We start from the raw sequence: 261 nt of genomic DNA on the forward strand, positions 1-261 counted from the left end.
TGAGGGGTATGGAGGCCTTGAACGCCGGCAGCAACGATGTGTCTGTGGAAGGACAGGGCAACATCACGGTTACGGGCCAGCAGTTCGGCGTCGGAGCCCTCAACCAGAGTTCCAACAATACGCTCACAGCCGAGCAAGGCGCGATTACCGTCACCGCCAGCGACGGCGAGGCCCTGCTGGCCGCTGACGGCAGCAATGAAGTGACCGGCAGGAATGTGGACATCTCCGGCTCCACCTCAGGCCTCAACGCCAGCGGCGTGG

The 261-nt window shown here is 63.6% G+C and carries 1 protein-coding gene; it reads left to right on the plus strand.

Going from position 1 to position 261, the window contains the following annotated elements; translation table 11 throughout:
- Positions 1–17: 17 nt before the first annotated feature.
- A partial coding sequence (locus V6C16_RS14760) for a hypothetical protein (RefSeq protein WP_333543631.1) occupies positions 18–261 on the plus strand: 244 nt, incomplete at its 3' end.

It is taken from the genome of Desulfovibrio sp. 1188_IL3213, from assembly GCF_036763145.1.
Classification (GTDB): Bacteria; Desulfobacterota; Desulfovibrionia; order Desulfovibrionales; family Desulfovibrionaceae; genus Desulfovibrio.